This window comes from Methyloceanibacter sp. (assembly GCF_035650995.1).
Taxonomy (GTDB): domain Bacteria; phylum Pseudomonadota; class Alphaproteobacteria; order Rhizobiales; family Methyloligellaceae; genus Methyloceanibacter.
Genome location: NZ_DASRGO010000154.1, coordinates 1 through 17,767, shown reverse-complemented (window position 1 = coordinate 17,767; position 17,767 = coordinate 1). Strand labels below are relative to the sequence as shown.

Annotated in this window: 22 protein-coding genes; 7 read left to right on the top strand and 15 right to left on the bottom strand. The window is 65.6% G+C overall.

Annotation, left to right across the window (positions count from 1 at the left end; all coding sequences use genetic code 11):
• Together VFB18_RS11740 and VFB18_RS11735 are read right to left on the bottom strand one after the other, a co-directional pair.
• Positions 1-275 (bottom strand): response regulator (locus VFB18_RS11740; protein WP_324975317.1); only part of this gene is annotated, 275 nt, incomplete at its 3' end.
• 5 nt (positions 276-280) lie between these two features.
• Complete coding sequence (locus VFB18_RS11735) at positions 281-1,426, bottom strand: two-component system sensor histidine kinase NtrB (protein ID WP_324975314.1); 1,146 nt, start codon at positions 1,424-1,426, stop codon at positions 281-283.
• 180 nt (positions 1,427-1,606) lie between these two features.
• Between VFB18_RS11735 and VFB18_RS11730 the strand changes: the two genes are divergently transcribed.
• Positions 1,607-2,788 (top strand): bifunctional 2-C-methyl-D-erythritol 4-phosphate cytidylyltransferase/2-C-methyl-D-erythritol 2,4-cyclodiphosphate synthase, encoded by a 1,182-nt coding sequence (locus VFB18_RS11730; RefSeq protein WP_324975311.1) that lies wholly within the window; start codon positions 1,607-1,609, stop codon positions 2,786-2,788.
• Positions 2,785-3,288 (top strand): CinA family protein, encoded by a 504-nt coding sequence (locus VFB18_RS11725; protein ID WP_324975308.1) that lies wholly within the window; start codon positions 2,785-2,787, stop codon positions 3,286-3,288. The genes VFB18_RS11730 and VFB18_RS11725 overlap by 4 nt, the downstream gene beginning before the upstream one ends.
• Here VFB18_RS11725 and VFB18_RS11720 read toward each other — a convergent pair.
• From VFB18_RS11720 to VFB18_RS11695, 6 genes are all read right to left on the bottom strand, one after another.
• Positions 3,277-3,756 (bottom strand): type II toxin-antitoxin system RatA family toxin, encoded by a 480-nt coding sequence (locus VFB18_RS11720; protein WP_324975321.1) that lies wholly within the window; start codon positions 3,754-3,756, stop codon positions 3,277-3,279. The genes VFB18_RS11725 and VFB18_RS11720 overlap by 12 nt on opposite strands.
• A gap of 19 nt (positions 3,757-3,775) precedes the next feature.
• Positions 3,776-4,735 carry a lipoyl synthase gene (gene lipA / locus VFB18_RS11715; RefSeq protein WP_324975305.1) on the bottom strand — a complete coding sequence of 320 codons (960 nt, stop codon included), beginning with the start codon at positions 4,733-4,735 and terminating at the stop codon, positions 3,776-3,778.
• A gap of 10 nt (positions 4,736-4,745) precedes the next feature.
• The gene (locus VFB18_RS11710; RefSeq protein WP_324975302.1) at positions 4,746-5,036 is read right to left on the bottom strand and encodes a GlsB/YeaQ/YmgE family stress response membrane protein; all 291 of its coding nucleotides are present in this window, start codon (positions 5,034-5,036) and stop codon (positions 4,746-4,748) included.
• An 89-nt stretch (positions 5,037-5,125) separates the two neighbouring features.
• Entirely contained in the window at positions 5,126-5,359 is a 234-nt protein-coding gene (locus VFB18_RS11705) for a GlsB/YeaQ/YmgE family stress response membrane protein (protein ID WP_324975299.1), read from the bottom strand.
• A 51-nt stretch (positions 5,360-5,410) separates the two neighbouring features.
• Positions 5,411-6,817, bottom strand: a complete 1,407-nt coding sequence (lpdA, locus tag VFB18_RS11700; protein WP_324975296.1) for a dihydrolipoyl dehydrogenase — start codon at positions 6,815-6,817, stop codon at positions 5,411-5,413.
• An 11-nt stretch (positions 6,818-6,828) separates the two neighbouring features.
• Positions 6,829-7,335: a hypothetical protein gene (locus VFB18_RS11695; RefSeq protein ID WP_324975293.1), complete on the bottom strand. Its 507-nt coding sequence runs from the start codon at positions 7,333-7,335 to the stop codon at positions 6,829-6,831.
• Positions 7,336-7,385: 50 nt separating this feature from the next.
• On the opposite strand from VFB18_RS11695, the gene dinB reads away from it, so the two are divergent.
• Positions 7,386-8,618: a DNA polymerase IV gene (gene dinB / locus VFB18_RS11690; protein ID WP_324975290.1), complete on the top strand. Its 1,233-nt coding sequence runs from the start codon at positions 7,386-7,388 to the stop codon at positions 8,616-8,618.
• Positions 8,619-8,625: 7 nt separating this feature from the next.
• Here dinB and VFB18_RS11685 read toward each other — a convergent pair whose 3' ends face one another.
• Together VFB18_RS11685 and VFB18_RS11680 are read right to left on the bottom strand one after the other, a co-directional pair.
• Positions 8,626-10,086: a pyruvate dehydrogenase complex dihydrolipoamide acetyltransferase gene (locus VFB18_RS11685; RefSeq protein WP_324975287.1), complete on the bottom strand. Its 1,461-nt coding sequence runs from the start codon at positions 10,084-10,086 to the stop codon at positions 8,626-8,628.
• Between the two features lies 1 nt (position 10,087).
• Positions 10,088-10,240, bottom strand: coding sequence for a hypothetical protein (locus VFB18_RS11680; RefSeq protein ID WP_324975282.1), 153 nt, complete (start codon positions 10,238-10,240; stop codon positions 10,088-10,090).
• A gap of 125 nt (positions 10,241-10,365) precedes the next feature.
• Here VFB18_RS11680 and VFB18_RS11675 point away from each other — a divergent pair, with 125 nt between their 5' ends.
• Positions 10,366-10,518 (top strand): hypothetical protein, encoded by a 153-nt coding sequence (locus tag VFB18_RS11675; protein ID WP_324975279.1) that lies wholly within the window; start codon positions 10,366-10,368, stop codon positions 10,516-10,518.
• On the opposite strand, the gene VFB18_RS11670 is transcribed toward VFB18_RS11675, so the two are convergent.
• From VFB18_RS11670 to VFB18_RS11650, 5 genes are all read right to left on the bottom strand, one after another.
• Positions 10,493-11,995 (bottom strand): pyruvate dehydrogenase complex E1 component subunit beta, encoded by a 1,503-nt coding sequence (locus tag VFB18_RS11670; RefSeq protein WP_324975277.1) that lies wholly within the window; start codon positions 11,993-11,995, stop codon positions 10,493-10,495. The two genes, VFB18_RS11675 and VFB18_RS11670, sit on opposite strands and share 26 nt — an antisense overlap.
• A 15-nt stretch (positions 11,996-12,010) precedes the next feature.
• Entirely contained in the window at positions 12,011-13,060 is a 1,050-nt protein-coding gene (gene pdhA / locus VFB18_RS11665; RefSeq protein ID WP_324975274.1) for a pyruvate dehydrogenase (acetyl-transferring) E1 component subunit alpha, read from the bottom strand.
• A gap of 143 nt (positions 13,061-13,203) precedes the next feature.
• A complete protein-coding gene (locus tag VFB18_RS11660) occupies positions 13,204-13,530 on the bottom strand; it encodes an FtsB family cell division protein (RefSeq protein WP_324975272.1) in 327 nt (108 codons plus the stop codon).
• A gap of 135 nt (positions 13,531-13,665) precedes the next feature.
• Complete coding sequence (gene eno / locus VFB18_RS11655) at positions 13,666-14,940, bottom strand: phosphopyruvate hydratase (protein ID WP_324975270.1); 1,275 nt, start codon at positions 14,938-14,940, stop codon at positions 13,666-13,668.
• 65 nt (positions 14,941-15,005) lie between these two features.
• Positions 15,006-15,476: a hypothetical protein gene (locus VFB18_RS11650; protein ID WP_324975268.1), complete on the bottom strand. Its 471-nt coding sequence runs from the start codon at positions 15,474-15,476 to the stop codon at positions 15,006-15,008.
• Positions 15,477-15,536: 60 nt separating this feature from the next.
• Between VFB18_RS11650 and queC the strand changes: the two genes are divergently transcribed.
• From queC to VFB18_RS11635, 3 genes are all read left to right on the top strand, one after another.
• Positions 15,537-16,286, top strand: coding sequence for a 7-cyano-7-deazaguanine synthase QueC (gene queC / locus VFB18_RS11645; RefSeq protein ID WP_324975265.1), 750 nt, complete (start codon positions 15,537-15,539; stop codon positions 16,284-16,286).
• A gap of 101 nt (positions 16,287-16,387) precedes the next feature.
• Positions 16,388-16,810: a CBS domain-containing protein gene (locus VFB18_RS11640; protein WP_324975262.1), complete on the top strand. Its 423-nt coding sequence runs from the start codon at positions 16,388-16,390 to the stop codon at positions 16,808-16,810.
• A 170-nt stretch (positions 16,811-16,980) separates the two neighbouring features.
• On the top strand, positions 16,981-17,532 hold the full coding sequence (locus VFB18_RS11635) for a c-type cytochrome (RefSeq protein WP_414675687.1): 552 nt from the start codon (positions 16,981-16,983) through the stop codon (positions 17,530-17,532).
• The last annotated feature ends 235 nt before the right edge of the window (positions 17,533-17,767 follow it).

Here is a 17,767-nt window from a genome sequence, read left to right as displayed (position 1 = left end):
GTGATCGCGGTCATGAAGGTGTTCTGCGCGCTCATCACGATGATGGGGAGGTCGGGGCGGAGCTTCTTCACTCGCGGGATGAGATCGAAGGCGCTCTCGTCCGGCATCAGCACGTCGGTGATGACGAGATCGCCCTCGCCCTGGCTGATCCAGCGCCATAGCGTCGCCGCGTTGCCGGTCGCGCGCGGCGCATAGCCCGCGCGCGCAAGCGCCTGGTTCAACACCGTGCGGATAGCGGCGTCGTCGTCGGCGATGAGAATGTTGCCTTTGCCCATGACCCTCAGCTCCGCGCGGTCTGCGTCGTGTCGGTCTCGGCCATCGGCATCAGCGCGCGAAATACCGTGCAGCGGGGGCGAGAGTCGCATTCGATGATTCCTCCGTGGTCGCCGATGATCTTGGCGACGAGAGCGAGGCCAAGCCCGGTGCCGGAGGGCTTGGTGGTGACGAACGGGTCGAAGAGATGCGGCATGAGGTCGGGGGGCACGCCGGCGCCGTTGTCCTCGACCGCGATCTCGAGGGGGAGGCTGACGCGCGCCTTGCTGCCGGGAACCGAAAGCCTGACGCCAGGCCGGAATGAGGTGGCGAGCGTGATCTGGCCGTCCGCCCTCTCCTCGCCGATCGCCTCGGCGGCGTTCTTGACGAGGTTCAGAAACACCTGGATGAGCTTGTCGCGGCTTCCCGGCACCGGGGGCAAGGACGGATCGTAATTCTCGACGATCTTGATCTGGCGGGCGAAGCCGGTGCGGGCGATCTGCTTCACATGGTCGAGGACGTCATGGATGTTCACCGGCTCGCGCTGAAGCGGGCGTTCGTCGCCGAAAATTTCCATGCGGTCGACCAGCTTGCAGATACGGTCCGACTCCGCGCAGATGAGCTGGGTCAGGGTGCGGTCGCCGTCGGTGCGCTCGCTTTCGAGAAGCTGGGCCGCTCCTCTGATGCCGGAGAGCGGGTTCTTGATCTCGTGGGCGAGCACGGCGGCAAGCGCGGATACCGAGCGGGCCGCGCCGCGGTGGGTGAGCTGGCGCTCGATCATTTGCGCCATGCTGCGCTGTTGAAGCATGATCAGCACGCGGCCCGGCGTCTCGGGCAAAGGCCCGCCGTAGAGGTCGACGAGCTTCGGCGCCTCGAAGCGGAACGAGCCGAGTTCGACCCCATATTCGTTGACCGTGGTGCCGGTGCGCTGCACCTGCTCGACGAGGGCGATGAGCGGGCTGCCGAAGGCGACGACGTCGGTGAGGTGCCGCTTGCAGAGTACGCCCGCGCTCATCTGGAAGAAATCTTCCGCCGCGGTATTGGCGTAGTCGATCCTGAGGCCGCCGCCGATCACGAGAAGCGGATGGGGCAGAGCGCTGAGAAGAGCATCGGCCTCGATCTGCGCCGGCTCGGCATGCCTCCGCCCATTCGCCTTTTTCGTCCAGCCGCTCAAGCGGTATACCCTTGCTGCCGCCCGTTTCTGTCTAGACCGATGCACAATTTTTATGCATACCGACCATATGATCTATAATTGGGCACCATACGAAGGATTTTTGACGGGGGCAACACTCGATTTGCCGCACTGCAGCATTTTATTGTTTCAATGCACAGGCGCGGCGGGGGAGAGCGGGCTGTGAGCGTTGCGGCGCTGATCGTTGCCGCAGGTCGCGGCGCCAGGGCTGCGAGCGAAAGCGGCAGGCCGAAGCAATATTGCCGCATCGGCGGCGCGCCCATGCTCGAGCGGACCATCGCCGCTTTTGCGAAGCACCCGCTGATCGGCGAGCTTCTGGTCGTCATTCATCCCGACGACAGGGAGCTTTACGCCGATGCGAGCAGACCGTTCACCGCGCGGCTGAGGCCCCCCGTCCCCGGCGGCGCGCGCCGGCAGGATTCAGCGCGGCTCGGTCTTGAGGCGCTCGCGGGCGCGCCGCCCAAGTCGGTTCTCATTCACGATGCCGCGCGCCCGTTCGTCGATGCGCCGCTCATCTCCCGCGTCATCGAGGCACTAGATTCTCATGACGGGGCCCTGCCCTGCCTCCCCGTCACCGACACGCTGAAGCGCGCGGAGGGCGGCCGCGTCACGGGAACGGTCGAGCGCGATCAGCTTTTTCGCGCGCAGACCCCGCAAGGCTTTCGCTTCGATGCGATCCTCGCAGCGCACCGCGCCGCTTCGGAGCAAGTCGATCGGGAGTTCACCGACGATGCAGGCGTCGCCGAATGGTTCGGGCTTGATGTCGCACTGGTCGAAGGCTCAGAAGGAAACCGCAAGCTCACCACGGCAGAGGATCTGCGCATGGCCGATGAAATGCTCAGAAGCGATGGCGCCGGGCCTAAGCGCATGGTCCGCGTCGCCACCGGCTACGATGTGCATGGCTTCGGCCCGGGCGATGCGGTGATCCTGTGCGGGGTCAAGATCCCGCATGCCAAGAAGCTCTCGGGCCACAGCGATGCCGACGTGGCACTGCACGCGCTGACCGACGCGCTCCTCGGGGTGATCGCCGAGGGCGACATCGGGGTGCATTTCCCGCCGTCCGACGCGCGCTGGCGCGGTGCTCCGTCGGAGCTCTTTCTCAAGCATGCCGCGTCATTGCTGCGCGAGAGGGGCGGCACGATCGTCCACGTCGATGTCACCCTCGTCTGCGAGGCGCCGCGCATCGGTCCCTATCGCGAACCGATGCGGGAATCGATCGCCCGCATGCTCGAGCTCGACGTGAGGCAGGTGAGCATCAAGGCGACGACCAACGAGGGCCTCGGCTTCATCGGACGCGGCGAAGGGATCGCGGCGATGGCGACGGCAACGGTGAATTTGCCATGAGCGAAGAAATCGAAATCGGCGGCGACATCCTAGCGCTTGCAGTCGAGCTGCTCAGCACATGCCGGCAGCGGGGGACCCTCATTGCAACGGCCGAGTCGTGCACAGGCGGACTCCTTGCTGCGACCTTGACCGCCATTCCTGGCTGCTCGGATTGCTTCGAGCGCGGCTTCGTCACCTACTCGAACGCGTCAAAAAGCGAGATGCTCGGCGTGCCGTCATGGCTGATCGACAAGCATGGCGCGGTGAGCGAAGACGTGGCCCGTGCCATGGCAGGCGGCGCACTTACTCATTCGCGGGCGGATCTCGCCGTCTCAATCACCGGTATCGCCGGTCCTGACGGGGGGACACCGGAGAAGCCGGTGGGGCTCGTGCATTTCGCTGCGGCGACACGCCACGGGCCCGTGGTCCATGAGCGCGTTCTCTTTGGCGATCTCGGCCGCACCGAGGTTCAGCGGCGCAGCGTCGCGCAAGCGCTCAAGATGCTCGCCTCACTGCTGTGAGGCGAGCGCCGCGCGCGCCTTGCGCCCATAGACCTCGTCGGCCCGCGCCTCGAAGGCGTGGGTATATTTCTGAACCGCCTTGTCGAACAGGCCGCCGACCAGGCGCTCGAACAGGCGGGAGCGGAAGCTGTAGGCGATATAGAAATCGACCTCGCAGGCGCCATCACCCAACGGCTTGAAACGCCAGCGATTTTCCAGGTGCGAGAAGGGCCCGTCGAGATATTCGACGAGGATCGTGCGCGCCGCGCGGTCGAGCTCGACGCGCGTGGTGAAGCTCTCGCGGATGAGCTTGTAGCCGACCGTCATGGTGGCGATCAGCACCTCGCGGTCCTCATGCTGCTCGCCGCGCTTGATGGCGAGCGCTTCGCAGAGCGGAAGGAACTTTGGATAGTCCTCGACGCGGGCGACAAGCGCGAACATGTCGTCGGCCGAATGCGCGACGCGATGCTTGGTCTCGAACACATGCATGGCCGACAGCGCCCGCGTTCTAGCAGCCGAGTGCGGCATGCCGGACCGCCTTGAGGCGGGCGAAATCCTCTCCGGCATGATGCGACGAGCGGGTGAGCGGGCTCGATGCGACGAGGAGAAAGCCCCGAGCCTCGGCGGCGCGCTTGTAAGCGTTGAACTCTTCCGGCGTGACGAAGCGGTCGATCGCGGCATGCTTCCGAGTCGGCTGGAGATATTGCCCGATGGTGAGGAAATCGACGTCGGCCGAGCGGAGATCGTCCATGACCCGAAACACCTCCTCCTCCCTTTCGCCCAAGCCCACCATCATGCCGGACTTGGTGAACAGCGAAGGATCGAGCGCTTTGGCGCGCTTGAGCAGATCAAGCGAGGCGCGATAATCGGCCCCTGGACGAATGCGCCGATAGAGTGAGGGCACGGTCTCGATATTGTGGTTGAATACGTCGGGCTTGGCCGCAACGACGATCTCGAGCGCGCCATCCTTGCGCAGGAAGTCGGGCGTCAGCACTTCGATCGACGCCGAAGGACAGGCGGCGCGGATGGCACCGATCGTGGCGGCGAAATGAGACGCGCCGCCATCGGCGAGGTCGTCGCGGTCGACGGAAGTCACCACCACATGGGCAAGTCCGAGCGCCGCTGTCGCCGCGGCCACGCGGGCCGGTTCGCCCGGATCGAGCGCGTGCGGTTTGCCCGTCCGCACGTTGCAGAAGGCGCAGGCGCGCGTGCAGGTGTCGCCCATGATCATGAAGGTGGCGTGGCGCTTGCCCCAGCACTCGCCGATATTGGGACAGGCCGCCTCCTCGCACACGGTGACGAGTCTCTGCGCGCGCAACACTGCGCGCGTCGCATCGAAGTCGTGCGCGCCCGGCGCCCTCACTCTGATCCAGGCCGGCTTCGGCAGGACGGGCGTATCGGGCAGCCGCGCCTTCTCAGGGTGGCGCGGCCGCGCCTTGATGTCCGACTGACCGATAACCGTCACCATGGTCTTAAAACTAGCTCGCCGGAGCGGCGGGACCTCTGATGCTCTTCCAGATCCACAACACGAGAATGGCGCCGACCGACGCCACGATGAGATTGCCGAGCCAGCCGTAGAACGCGACGTTCATCAGGTTGGCGAGGGTCCCGCCCACGAACGAGCCCGCGATGCCGACGAGCAAATTGGTGAGAAGGCCGTGGTCGCTCGCCGTGACCTTCTCGGCGATATAGCCGGCAATGATGCCGATGACCAGCATGCCGAAGAAGCCGACGCCCGGCATGGACAGCAAGGTTTGCGCTTCGTTCATCGAGACCTCCCGGTTCGCGATCGGGCGCGGCACATCGCGCCCCCGATGCATATAGGGGGACTCGACGCGAGTTACACCGGCAAGCGCGCTTATCGCATGCGTTGCCAGACGAGAATGCAGATGACGGCGCCCGCCGTGGCGATGATGATCTCGCCGATGATGTTGGAGGCGCCGATCCCGAGAAGGCCGGCAAGCAGCCCGCCCACCACGGCGCCGATGATGCCGATCAGAAGGTTGATCAGGAGGTCCTGGCGGCGGCCGAGGATCCAGGAGGCAAGCGCGCCGGCGATCAGGCCGACGACGAGAAAGATGATGATGCCCATGATGTTGCTCTCCCCTTGTTCACGGGCTCAGACCGTCCCTGGCCAGGGAAATCAGATATGGAGCGCGCGGCCGTAAGCGTCGAGCACCGATTCGCCCATCATCTCCGACAATGTCGGATGGGGGAAGATGGTCGCCATCAGCTCGGCCTCGGTGGTCTCGAGCGTCCGTGCAATGGCGAAGCCCTGGATCAGCTCGGTCGCCTCGGCGCCGATGATGTGCGCGCCGAGCAGGGCGCCGCTTCTCTCATCGAAGATGGTCTTCACCAGCCCTTCGGTCTCGCCGAGGGCGATCGCCTTGCCGTTGGCCGAATAGGGGAAGCGCCCGACCCTAACCTCGCGCCCGCCGTCGCGCGCCTTCTCCTCGGTGAGGCCCACGCTTGCGATCTGCGGGGAACTGTAGGTGCAGCCTGGGATGTTGCTCGCGCCGATGGGGTGGACGCCGTCGATGCCCGCGATCTTCTCCACGCAGACGATGCCTTCGTGGCTCGCCTTGTGGGCGAGCCAGGGCGGTCCTACCACGTCGCCGATGGCGTAGAGGCCGGGGATGCCGGTGCGGCACCATTCGTCGACGACGATATGGCCCTTCTCGACCTTGACGCCTTGCTCCTCGAGCCCGATCCCCTCGACGTTGCCGGTGATGCCGATGGCGAGGATCACGCGCTCGACGGCGATCTCCTCGGTCCTGCCATCCGATTTCTTCATCGCCGCGGCGACGCTGTCAGCGCCCTTGAAAATGTTGGTGACTTGGGTCTCAGTGTGAATGACGATGCCCTGCCTGGCGAAGGCCTTGCGCGCAAGCTCGGAGATCTCGGCGTCCTCCGCTGGCAGGATGCGCGGCAGGAGTTCGACCACGGTCACCTCCGCCCCGAGCGAGCGGTAGAAGCTCGCGAACTCGATGCCGATGGCGCCCGAGCCCACGATCAGGAGCGACTTGGGGAAGCTCGGAGGGACCATCGCTTCCTTGTAGGTCCAGACAAGCTTGCCGTCGGGCTCGAGCCCGGGCAGCGTGCGCGCCCGTGCGCCGGTCGCGACGATGATGTGCTTGGCCGCGATGCCGGGAAGCGCCTCGCCGCTCACGCCGGTTACGGCGATGCGGCCCTCCCCTGCAAGGCGGCCTACGCCTTTGATGACCTCGATCTTGTTCTTGCGCATGAGATAGGCGACGCCGTTCGACAGGCGCTCGGCGACCTTGCGGCTCCGCTCGACGACCTTCGCAATGTCGAAGCGGACATTGTCGCAGGCCAAGCCGAACTCTCCGGCGCGGCGCATCGCGTGGTAGAGTTCCGAGGTCCGCAACAGCGCCTTGGTCGGGATGCAGCCCCAGTTGAGGCAGATGCCGCCGAGCTGCTCGCGCTCGATGATCGCGGTTTTCAGCCCGAGCTGGGCGGCGCGGATCGCGGCGACATAGCCACCCGGGCCAGCGCCGATCACGGCGAGGTCTGCTTGCGTCTCGCTCATCGCCTATGAACTCATTCCTTGGGAAAGGGGATCGGATCGCTCAGGGAGTTGTCGCGCGGTTCGGCGCGAGGGGCTGCGCCCTCCCCGGAGCGAACGGCAATGCGCAAGATGAGCCATTGGACGAGAACCGTCAAAACCGGCGGGAGCATCATCACCATGAACGTGCGGAGCGCCGCGTAAGGGTAAAACCCGACATAGCGCCAATGTTCCCCCTCCGCGAGGAGATAAAAGCCGGCGATGGGGATTAGGAGCACGACCAGTGCGCCGCCGAGCGCGATGCGGTTTTGCGCCACGAGAAGCGTGACGGCGTAGATGATGGGTCCGAGCACCGCGGCGATGATCACGCCGTAAGCGCCGACCGCGGCATCGATATTGCAGCCGAGCCCCTCGCCGTGACAGGGGATGCGGCCAGCCATCTCGGCGAAGCCAAAGCCCGCGACGAACGACAGCGCCCCGGCGGCGACGAGCCCCAGGAGCAATCGGCCATAGGCTCTGAGCGTTGCGGCTTCCCGTGACATCGCCTCAATCTATCATGACGCGCGCAAGCTTCGCCGGTTAGACTCACGCCATGAGTCGCTTAGCCGAGGCTTGGCCGCGGATCGTCGCTCACGCCGACATGGACGCATTCTATGCGGCTGTCGAGCAGCTCGACGACCCGAGCTTGAGGGGCAGGCCTCTCTTGGTCGGGCCTCCGAGCAGCCGCGGCGTCGTGTTGACCGCGAGCTACGAGGCACGCCCCTATGGCGTCGGCAGCGCGATGCCGATGGCCCATGCGCGGCGCCTCTGTCCGCATGCGCTGGTCGTCCCGCCGCGTTTCGACCGGTACCGGCAAGTGTCTGCCGCGATCATGAAAGTGTTCGCCGATTTCTCGCCCGACGTCGAAGCTCTCAGCCTCGACGAAGCCTTCCTCGACATGACGGGCTCAGAGCAACTGTTCGGCGATCCGCAGAGCATGGGGCGCCGCCTCAAGGCGGCCGTTCGCGAGGCGACCGGCGGTCTGACTGCGTCGGTTGGCCTTTCTGCGACCAAATATGTCGCCAAGGTCGCGAGCGGCCACCGGAAGCCCGACGGCTTGACGGTGGTGCCGCCGGAGATCGCCAAGGACTGGCTTGCTCCCCTGCCCGTGTCGCGTCTGTGGGGCGCGGGTGCCAAGACCGAACCGCGGCTTCAGGCGCTCGGATTGCGAACGATCGGCGACGTGGCCGCCGCCGATCCCAAGATGCTCGCGGCGAAGCTCGGCAGGCTCGGCCTTCACTTCTACACGCTGGCGCAGGCGCAGGATCCGCGGCCCGTGGACGGACGGCGGGCGTCGAAGAGCATCGGCTCGGAGCATACGCTCGAGAAGGACGTGCGCGACCGAGCCGAGATCAAGCTTCATTTGCGCCGTGCGGCCGACACGATCGGGAGGCGGCTGCGCAAGAAAGGCTATGTGGCCTTCGGCGTCGGCGTGAAGCTCAAGACTGCTGACTTCAGGATTTTGACTCGCCAGCAAAAACTCGCCGAGGCGACCGACGTTGCCGAACGGCTGTACCAAGTTGGCGTGGAGCTGCTCGATGAGTTCGGCCACCCGGGTCCCTTCCGGCTGGTCGGCATGGTGGCATACGACCTCGCCGGCGCTGGCGATCTGATGCAGGCCGCGCTGTTCGACAATTTTGCGCGGCGGCGCCGGCTCGAGACGGCCATCGACCAGCTCGCCGAGCGTTTCGGCGGCAATGTCGTCCTGCGCGCCGACGATTTGGCCGAGCCGCGCGGCATGACGCTCGCGGCCAATCTCGATTTTCTGGATGACGAAAGCGCTTGAGGGGCCGCTACACCAGCATCGTCACCGGGTCTTCGATGAAGGCCTTGAAGGCGGCGAGCAATTCGGCCCCGAGCGCGCCGTCGATGACGCGGTGATCGACGGAAAGCGTCACGCTCATCATGGTTGCGATCTTGAGCGCGTCGTCCTTCACCACCGGGCGCTTCTCGGCGCGGCCGACCGCCATGATGCTCGCTTGCGGCGGGTTGATCACGGCGTCGAAGCGGTCGATGCCGTACATGCCGAGATTGGAGATGGTGGTCGAGCCTCCCTGATACTCGTGCGGCGCGAGGCGCTTGGAGCGTGCGCGCGCGGCCAGGTCCCGCATCTCGTTCGAGATCTCGGACAGGCTCTTGACCTCCGCGTTGCGGATGACGGGCGTATGCAAGCCGCCGCCTTCGAGCGCGACAGCGACGGCGATATCGGAGGCGCGATGGCGGAGGATGCCTTCTTCCGTCCACGTCGCATTCGCAGCCGGCACCGACTGGAGCGCCATCGCAAGCGCCTTGATGATGAAATCGTTGACCGAGAGCTTGAAGGCGCGCGGGCCTTCTTGCGGTGCGAGCCCGTTCAGCCGCGCGCGGGCGGTGAGCAGCGCGTCGATGTCGCAGTCGATGGCGAGATAAAAATGCGGGATGGTGCGCTTGGCGAGCGTCAGCCGCTCGGCAATGAATTTCCGCATCGTGTCGTGCGGCACGATTTCGTAGGAGCCCGGCTCGTAGAGCGCGAGCACCTGCGCGTCTGACAAGCCTTCCGGCTGCTCGCGCCGCGTGGCGATCTCGCGCGCGCCCCGCTCGCGGGGAGCGGCGCGCTCCTCGGTGGGCGCGGTCACAGCTTCTTCTTGGGTAGATCGAGGTGCTGCACGCGGCGGAACGAGCGCGGCGCGCTCGATATCGGCCTTGACGATGCGGCCATGCGGGCCCGAGCCCGCGATCGCCGCAAGCTCGATGCCGTGCTCACGCGCGAGGCGCCGCGCGAGCGGCGAGGCGAAGATGCGCGGCCCGTGGCCGTTCGCGCCGTTTGCCCTGATCTGCTCGGCGATCTCGTGCATGACCTGCTCGGTCTCACCCTTGGCGACGGGGGCTGGACCCCCCTCTCCCCTGTGGGGAGAGGGCCGGGGTGAGGGGGTGTGAGATTCAGTTGGAGCCCCCTCACCCGCGGCAAAGCTTGGCTTCGCCGCGACCTCCCCCCCTTGGGGAGAGGATGATGCTGCGGCCTGCTGCTCTTCGCCATCAACCAAGAGAATGGCGATCGGCCGGTTGACCGGGACGTTCTCGGCGCCCTCGGCCACGAGCAGCTTACCGATCCGCCCCTCGTCGACCGCCTCGATCTCCATGGTCGCCTTGTCGGTCTCGATCTCGGCAATGACGTCGCCCGAGCGCACCTCGTCGCCTTCCTTCACGTGCCACTTGGCGAGCTTGCCCGCCTCCATGGTCGGTGAAAGCTGCGGCATGAGAATTTCCGTCGTCATGTCAGACGTCCAGGATCCGGGTGGTCATGGCCTGTTCCCAATGTTTGCCGTCGAAGAGCTTCGTTCCGGTGACCCGTACCTCGCCCTCGTCGAGGCAGCGCACATTGACGCTGAAGCCTTGCGGGTGGGAGCGCGGGACGTAGAAGCTCTTCACGCCGCATAATCGAGCAGAACCGGTGCTTGGCCGTGCCGGTGTTGAACGTGTACGTCGTCAGCTTGCCTTCGCCGGCGAGAAGCCGAAAGCGCCCGGCCGGCACGATGAGATGCAAGAATCCGGTCATGCGGCAGATCGAGCAGGTGCACTCGGTGGCCTCGATCTCGTCGGGAGCGAGCACCTCGAAGCGCACCGAGCCGCAATGGCAGCCCCCTTTCTTCCAGCTCATGGGAACGTCGGGCATCTTTCGCGTCACTTCCGGTAACAGACCGATTTGACCGCGGCGATGACGTTATCCACCGAGGGCAGCGCGAGCTTCTCGAGATTGGCGGCATACGGCATCGGCACGTCGGCGCCGGTGATCTTCACGGGCGGCGCATCGAGATAGTCGAAGGCATCCGCGGCGACGCGCCCGCAGACCTCGGTGCCGATCGAGCAGATCGGCCAGCCCTCCTCGACGGTGACGATGCGGTTCGTCTTCTTGACCGAGGCGATGACGGTCTCGATGTCGAGGGGCCTGAGGGTACGAAGGTCGATCACCTCGGCCTCGATGCCGTCTTCGGCGAGGCGCTTTGCCGCGTCGAGCGAATAGGCCATGCCGCGCGAATACGACACGATGGTAACGTCCTTGCCCGACCGCGCAATGCGCGCTCTTCCGATGGGAACGACGAAGTCGGCGAGTTTCGGCACCTCGAAGCTCTGGCCGTAAAGAATTTCGTTCTCCAGGAACACGACCGGGCTCTCGTCGCGGATCGCCGCCTTGAGCAGGCCCTTGGCGTCGGCCGCGGCATAAGGAGCGATCACCTTCAAGCCCGGCACGCTCGCATACCACGCCGAGTAGTCCTGGCTGTGCTGGGCCGCGACGCGGGCAGCCGCGCCGTTCGGCCCTCTGAACACGATCGGGCAATGCATCTGTCCGCCCGACATGTAGTGGGTCTTGGCGGCTGAGTTGACGATGTGGTCGATCGCCTGCATGGCGAAGTTCCACGTCATGAACTCGACGATGGGCCTGAGGCCAGCGAAGGCGGCGCCCACGCCGATGCCGGCGAAGCCGTATTCGGTGATCGGCGTGTCGACGACGCGCCTCGGCCCGAACTCCTCGAGCAGGCCCTGACTTACCTTGTAGGCGCCCTGATAGTTCGCGACTTCCTCGCCCATCAGGAACACCGACGGATCGCGCCGCATCTCCTCGGCCATGGCGTCGCGCAGCGCCTCGCGCACCGTCATGGTCGCCATCTCGGTGCCAGGGGGGACCTCTGCCTCAAGCTTAGGTTCCTGCGGGGCGACGCGCGGGCCCGCCGGCGCCTTCTCGACCAGCGGCGGCACCTCGCCCAAATCCGGCGGCGGCTCGGCTCCCTCCCCCCGTTGGGGCACTCCCTCTCCCTTGTGAGGAGAGGGCTCCGGTGAGGGGGGCGTGAGAACTGCCGTCTGACCCCCCTCACCCGCTTCGCTGCGTGAAGCGACCTCTCTTTGGAGGGGAGAGGACGATGCTGCGGCTAGCGGCCGCTCTTCGCCATCGACGAGCAACAGCGCGATCGGCTGATTGACCTTCACATGCTCGGTGCCCTCTGGCACGAGCAGCTTGCCGATCCGTCCCTCATCGACCGCCTCGACCTCCATGGTCGCCTTGTCGGTCTCGATCTCGGCGATCACGTCGCCCGCGCGCACGGGATCGCCTTCGCCCACATGCCACTTCACGAGCGTCCCCTCCTCCATGGTCGGAGACAACGCAGGCATGAGGATCTCGGTCGGCATCGGAAGGCCTAAGGTTCAAGCGTAGACGTCGGTATGGAGCTCGGCCGGATCGGGCTCTGGATCGGACTGGGCGAACTCGGCCGCCTCGTTCACCACTTGGCGCACCTTGCGGTCGATCTCTTTCAGTTCGTCGTCGCTCGCGCGTCCGCCCTCGATCATGCGCTTGCGTATAAGCTCGATCGGATCGCGCTGCTCGCGCACGCCCTGGACCTCCTCGCGCGTGCGGTACTTGGCCGGATCCGACATGGAATGGCCGCGATAGCGGTAGGTGCGCATCTCGAGGATCATCGGACCGTTGCCGGCGCGCACGAAAGCGAGCGCCCTCATCCCGGCATCCTTCACGGTCGCGACATCCATGCCGTCGACCTGCTCGCCCTGAATCCCGAAGGCAAGCCCGCGCTGATAGAGCTCCTCGGCGCGCGCACTGGCCCGCTCGACCGCGGTGCCCATGGCGTAATGGTTATTCTCGATGACGTAGAGCACCGGCAACTTCCACAGGGCGGCCATGTTGAAGCTCTCATAGACCTGGCCCTGATTGGCGGCGCCTTCGCCGAAGAAGGTGACGCAGATCGAGGTATTGCCGCGATATTTGTTGGCAAACGCGATGCCGGTGCCGAGCGGGGCCGGCGTGCCGACGATGCCGTGGCCGCCATAGAAATTCTTCTCCACCGAGAACATGTGCATCGAGCCGCCCTTGCCCTTGGAATAGCCGTGGCGGCGTCCCGTCAGCTCGGCCATCACGCCCTTGGGGTCCATGCCGGTCGCCAGCATGTGGCCGTGGTCGCGATAGGCGGTAATGATCTGATCGCCGGGCTTGATCGCCATCATCATGCCGACGACGACGGCCTCCTGCCCGATATAGAGGTGGCAGAAGCCGCCGACATAGCCCATGCCGTAGAGCTGGCCCGCTTTCTCCTCGAATCGCCTGATCAGCAGCATCTCGCGATAGGCGTGTAGCTCCTCTTCGCGGGTCAGGCTCTTGCCGGAGGGCTTGCTCTCGGCGTCGCGCCCCGTCTCCTCGAGCCAGAGATTGGCGGCGCCAGGCGAGAGGGTTGGGCTCGTCATTGGTCGCTCCTCGATTCTCACCCCTGACCTAGCATGGCGCGGAACGCTTGCGAAAGCGGGGCGCAGGGTGGACAGAGGCGCGTAGACGCTCATGCCCGCCGCCCGGTGCGGCAATGGCGGGCCGTCTTCTGACCTAGGTAACCCTAGCGCTTGGGCAGTGTTCCCGTGACGGCGCCGGGCTCGCGGCGCTTCATCATGACGAGATCGTCGGGATGGGCGAGGTTGAGGATGGCGCGGGCGCGCTCATCGAGCATGTCGGGATCGAGGCTCTCAGGCCTCAGGAGCGAGACGTCGCGCTCGAGGCGCGCGCGCACCTCTTTGAGCCCGGCCAGTTCGCCTGCAAGAACCTCTTTCCTGCGCTCGAGGTCGGCGCGCGCCTTGAGCCCGTGATCGCCGGTCTCGAGATTGTAGGCGAAATAGCCGCCGACCCCGCAGGCGAGCAGCGGAAAGAGAAAAGCGCCGAACCGCATCGTTCCCCCGTGGCCGCGCCCTGCTTGCGGCGGCGAACATCGTGAATGGCCGGGACAAGGCCGGCCATGACCCAAGCTTCTTGAAGCGACGAAAGCTGAGGATCGCCCGCGTTGCGTTAACCGCGCGTTACCGACTCAGCGTTTCAGCACCGAGCGGCCGGCGTAGCGGGCGCGCGCCCCAAGCTCCTCTTCGATGCGGATGAGCTGGTTGTACTTCGCCACCCGGTCGGATCTGGCGAGAGAGCCGGTCTTGATTTGCCCGCAATTGGTGGCGACGGCGAGGTCGGCGATGGTGGCGTCCTCGGTCTCGCCCGAGCGGTGCGACATCACGGCCGCATAGCCCGCGCCTTGCGCCATGCGCACGGCGTCGAGCGTCTCGGAGAGCGTACCGATCTGGTTGACCTTGACGAGGATGGCATTGGCGATGCCGCGATCGATGCCCTGTTTGAGCCGAGAGACGTTGGTCACGAACAAATCGTCGCCGACAAGTTGCGCCCGGGCCCCCAGCCTTTCGGTCAAGAGGCGCCAGCCCTCCCAGTCGTCCTCGCTCATGCCGTCCTCGATGGAAAAGATGGGATAGCCGCCGACGAGCTCGGCGTAATAGTCGGCCATCTCGGCGGCGCTGAGCGTCCGACCCTCTCCTTCCAGCACGTAGCGCCCGTCCTTGAACAGCTCGGTCGCGGCCACGTCGAGCGCGATATAGGTGTCCTCGCCGGGCTTGTAGCCGGCGGCCTCGATCGCGCGCATGACGAAGTCGAGCGCCGCGCGGGTGGAGTCAAGATTGGGGGCAAAGCCGCCCTCGTCGCCGACCGCGGTGGTGTGGCCCGCGGCGTTCAAGGCCTTCCGCAGGGCGTGGAAGATTTCGGCGCCCATGCGCACAGCTTCGGCGAGGCTCGCCGCGCCCACCGGCACGATCATGAACTCCTGGAAATCGATCGGATTGTCGGCATGCGCCCCGCCGTTCAGGATGTTCATCATCGGCACCGGAAGGAGCGTGGCATCGTTTCCGCCGATGTAGCGGTAAAGCGGCAAGCCTTGTGCGTCGGCCGCGGCCTTGGCTGCGGCGAGCGAGACGCCGAGAATGGCGTTTGCTCCGAGCCGCTTCTTGTTCGGCGTGCCGTCGAGATCGCGCAAGAGCTGGTCGAGGCCGCGCTGGTCTGCGGCGTCGAAACCGAGAAGTGCTTTCCTGATCTCGCCGTTGATGGCGGCAACCGCCTTTTTCACGCCCTTGCCGCCATAGCGGGGCCCGCCGTCCCGGAGTTCATGCGCCTCATGCGCGCCGGTCGAAGCGCCTGACGGCACGGCAGCGCGGCCGTGATGGCCGTCCTTCAACACCACGTCGACCTCGACGGTCGGGTTGCCGCGGCTGTCGAGGATTTCCCGGCCGACGATGGATGAAATGGCGGTCATGCTGCGAGGGGCCCCTTCCGAAAGAGTTCGGCCCTCTTAGCGGAACCGTACCGTGAGCGGAAGCCCTAGCCGCGCGGGAGCGGCGATGGCACAGGCGTGAAGGCCATGGGCACCCCCTTAGCCTTTCGGCCGGGCGGCCTGCCACATCCCGGGATCGGCGTCATCATGACCTCGACGCCCGGATCGTAGGTGTTCATGGCGCCGGATGCGGCATCGATGCCGAGTCCGATGATGCCGCCGAACACGACGTTGCCCGCCGTCATGACCTCGGTATGGGAGGCGAGCGTGCCGACGCCCGGGCTGTAGCATTGGGCGGTGCAGGAAACCGCGACGTTATTCTTGCTTTTAGGTAGCGTAATGTTGGCCGGCGTCTGCACGGTTCGGATGCCGATGGCGGGCGATTGGAGTTGGCACAATGCTCCAGGAACCCCGGGCGTGTTCACCGACACTTGCTGCTCGGTGCCTTTGACGATGGTCGAGCAACCGGCGAAAACGATGGAAATTACCGCGCACAAGACGGCAGTGACGCGCTCCATGGCCAAGCCCCCCGATGCTTCGCCTCCCTCTCTGGTTGAAAATACATAGAGAACAACCTCATGGCGAGTCAAATCGTGGAGCGCACGCAAGAAGAGAACGGCGCACTTGTGCTTTTCTCGGGTGGGCAGGATTCGACCGTCTGCCTCGGCTGGGCCCTCAGCCGCTATCCCCGCGTCGAGACGGTCGGCTTCGACTACGGCCAGAGGCACGGGGTCGAACTCGAATGCCGCAAGCGCGTCAGAGCAGAGATCGGCCGCCGCCTTCCCGCTTGGGGTGGGCGGCTCGGGCCGGACCATATGATCGACATCACGAGCTTCGGCGCGATCGGCGCGACCGCGCTCACCTCCGAGGCCGAGATCGAGATGCTCTCCTCGGGCCTTCCCTCGACCTTCGTGCCCGGGCGCAACCTTGTCTTCTTCGTCTATGCGGCGGCGCTCGGCTACCGGCGCGGGCTAAGCACCCTTGTCGGCGGCATGTGCGAGACCGACTATTCCGGCTACCCCGACTGCCGCGACGCCACTCTGAAAGCGCTGCAAGAGGCGATCAGGCTCGGCACCGAAATCCCTTTCGCAATCGAGACGCCGCTGATGTGGCGCACCAAGGCGGAGACTTGGTCGCTCGCGCAGGAGCTCGGCGGCGATGACTTCGTCGCTCTCATCGTCGAGGAAACCCACACCTGTTATCGCGGCGAGCGCGGGATTCGCCACGACTGGGGCTATGGCTGCGGCACGTGCCCGGCTTGCGAGTTGCGTGCCAAGGGATACGCCGCGTGGCGCGCCTCGGCCGTCGAGCGGAAATCCGCGCGTTAGAGCATCGCGTCGCGAGCGCGATCTGTTGTATACTCGGGGCGACGGCGGGGGGCCGGCACGGAGGCAACGAGTGCACCCTACTCCAACCAAGGAGGACCGCTATGAAAGTCAAAGATGTGATGCATAAGGGCGTCGACTGGGTCGGCCCCGACACCCCGATCACCGAGCTTGCCAAGCTGATGCGCGATCATGACATCGGCGCGCTACCGATCGGCGAGAACGACAAGCTGATCGGCATGGTGACTGATCGCGACATCATCTGCAAAGGATTGGCCAACGACAAACTCGATTGCCGCAGGGCGACGGCGCGCGACGTGATGACGCCGGGCATCCATACCTGCCGCGAGGACGACGATCTCGCCAAAGCGGTGCGGCACATGGAAGAGCTGAAGATCAGGCGGCTGCCGGTGATCAACAAGTCGATGCGCATGGTCGGCATCCTCAGCCTTGGTGATATCGGACATGCGGCGTCGAGCGACCTTACGACGGAAGTCGTCAAGAGCGTTTCGGCCCATCATCACTAGGACCCGGCGGGCCCCCGGCGAGCCTTTCCGGCTTGCCGGGGCTTGCGGGCCTCGTTCTCCCCTCACCTCGCCCGCACATTCGCTCGCGCCCGACACACCGCAACGTGAGTTGAGTTGATCGACCGAGTAACGCCATCGTCATCCAGCCAATGGCCGAGAAGGACTGGCTGGTGATGACACTCTCAACGCGCACGATGTTTGCGTTTGTCGCCGGGCTGTCGGTGATCCCGGCTCTTGGCGGTCTTGCCGTCACGGGCATCAATTGGACGGCCTCCGCAGAGGAGACCTGCTGCAAGGAAGGCGACACAACGCCGCCGACCGAGTTGGTGGCGAAGTTCGCTAAGGGCCAGCTACATAGTCCCTATCCCGACTATGCAAAGCTCGCCAAGGACGATCCGGACCTCGTCAAGAAGTTCCGTGCGCCGGGCTGCAACGAATGTCATGGCGGCACCGGCGGCGGCGGTATCTGCCCTGCGCTGACACAAGGCGTCTGGTTTTGGGGCAACACCGACGATGTGCTGTTCAGGCTGATCACGCTCGGCTCGGCCGACCTCGAGAAGCAGGGCTATAAGCGGCTCGGCTATGGCAGCGTGCATGCGCCGATGCCGCCCATGGGCGGGACGATCAAGACATCGGACGATCTGTGGAAGATCATCGCCTGGATCAGGTCGATCAATCCTCCGGGCTCAAATCCGCCCGACAAGGTCCTGCCCGCAGAGTGATCCGCGCCTTATCCCCGCCGCGCAAACCTCGGTTAGACTCACACCACCTCGTCCGCTGAGGGGCGTTCTCGCGAGGCGTTGCGAAAGCGGGACGGGGTGCGGCGCCCGCGGGTCTTGTCGCAACAAGGCACTCGGGCGGCACCGGAGCTCCCCCCGGACCCACTAAGAGGTCCTGCCAGGAGCTGGCTGAGAGGTTCGTTTTTGCGCTGTTCGCCTTCGCGAAGCTCGCTCCGGC

Coding starts and splice junctions, on each gene's coding strand:
- VFB18_RS11725 (WP_324975308.1), top strand. CDS start 2,785: ATGAGCGAAGAAATCGAAATCGGCGGCGACATCCTAGCGCTTGCAGTC.
- VFB18_RS11720 (WP_324975321.1), bottom strand. CDS start 3,756: ATGCATGTGTTCGAGACCAAGCATCGCGTCGCGCATTCGGCCGACGAC.
- lipA (WP_324975305.1), bottom strand. CDS start 4,735: ATGGTGACGGTTATCGGTCAGTCGGACATCAAGGCGCGGCCGCGCCAC.
- VFB18_RS11710 (WP_324975302.1), bottom strand. CDS start 5,036: ATGAACGAAGCGCAAACCTTGCTGTCCATGCCGGGCGTCGGCTTCTTC.
- VFB18_RS11705 (WP_324975299.1), bottom strand. CDS start 5,359: ATGGGCATCATCATCTTTCTCGTCGTCGGCCTGATCGCCGGCGCGCTT.
- lpdA (WP_324975296.1), bottom strand. CDS start 6,817: ATGAGCGAGACGCAAGCAGACCTCGCCGTGATCGGCGCTGGCCCGGGT.
- VFB18_RS11695 (WP_324975293.1), bottom strand. CDS start 7,335: ATGTCACGGGAAGCCGCAACGCTCAGAGCCTATGGCCGATTGCTCCTG.
- dinB (WP_324975290.1), top strand. CDS start 7,386: ATGAGTCGCTTAGCCGAGGCTTGGCCGCGGATCGTCGCTCACGCCGAC.
- VFB18_RS11685 (WP_324975287.1), bottom strand. CDS start 10,086: ATGACGACGGAAATTCTCATGCCGCAGCTTTCACCGACCATGGAGGCG.
- VFB18_RS11675 (WP_324975279.1), top strand. CDS start 10,366: ATGCGGCAGATCGAGCAGGTGCACTCGGTGGCCTCGATCTCGTCGGGA.
- VFB18_RS11670 (WP_324975277.1), bottom strand. CDS start 11,995: ATGCCGACCGAGATCCTCATGCCTGCGTTGTCTCCGACCATGGAGGAG.
- pdhA (WP_324975274.1), bottom strand. CDS start 13,060: ATGACGAGCCCAACCCTCTCGCCTGGCGCCGCCAATCTCTGGCTCGAG.
- VFB18_RS11660 (WP_324975272.1), bottom strand. CDS start 13,530: ATGCGGTTCGGCGCTTTTCTCTTTCCGCTGCTCGCCTGCGGGGTCGGC.
- eno (WP_324975270.1), bottom strand. CDS start 14,940: ATGACCGCCATTTCATCCATCGTCGGCCGGGAAATCCTCGACAGCCGC.
- VFB18_RS11650 (WP_324975268.1), bottom strand. CDS start 15,476: ATGGAGCGCGTCACTGCCGTCTTGTGCGCGGTAATTTCCATCGTTTTC.
- queC (WP_324975265.1), top strand. CDS start 15,537: ATGGCGAGTCAAATCGTGGAGCGCACGCAAGAAGAGAACGGCGCACTT.
- VFB18_RS11640 (WP_324975262.1), top strand. CDS start 16,388: ATGAAAGTCAAAGATGTGATGCATAAGGGCGTCGACTGGGTCGGCCCC.